The following is a 607-nucleotide window of genomic DNA, read 5'->3' on the forward strand; positions in this document are numbered from 1 at the left end:
GGCTCGGCGAGCGCGGACGCCTCGGCGTGCGCGGACGGTTCGACGAGTGCCGCCGGGTCGGCGTATCCGGCGGGGGCGGCGGGCGTCACTGGACCAGCTGACGTCGTCGGATCGGCGGGCGCGGACGGCTCGACGGGTGCCGCCGGGTCGGCGTATGCGGCCGGAGCGGCGGGCGTCGCTGGACCAGCTGACGTCGTCGGGTCGGCGGGCGCGGACGGCTCGACGGGTGCCGCCGGGTCGGCGTATGCGGCCGGAGCGGCGGGCGTCGTGGGATCGGCATGTGCCGCCGGAGCTGCGGATGCGGCCGAGTCGGTGGGTGCCGTCGGCCCAGTGGGCCCGGCAGGGTCGGCGTGGATGGGCAGCTCGGCGGACTCCGGCCGTTCGGCAGGCGCAAGCCGGTCGGCGGGCTCGGCCAGGTCCGCGGGCGCTGGCCGCTCCGCAGGTGCGGCCGGGCCGGCGTGCGCGGACGGTTCCACGGGAGTCGCCAGGTCCGCAGGCGCCTCCGGATCCGCAGGCGCGGGCCGCTCCGCAGGCGCGGCCGGCCCGTCGTGTGCGGACGGTTCGGCGGGCGCGGGCGCAGGGGCGGCCGCGCCGGCGTGCGTGGAGG

1 pseudogene is annotated in these 607 nt (G+C 80.4%); it reads right to left on the reverse strand.

From position 1 onward, the window contains the following. A pseudogene (locus C1J00_RS44925) lies at positions 1-476 on the reverse strand (hypothetical protein); the annotation flags it as partial. Positions 477-607 lie beyond the last annotated feature (131 nt).

Origin of the sequence: Streptomyces cahuitamycinicus (genome assembly GCF_002891435.1) — a bacterium.
GTDB classification, from domain to species: Bacteria; Actinomycetota; Actinomycetes; order Streptomycetales; family Streptomycetaceae; genus Streptomyces; species Streptomyces cahuitamycinicus.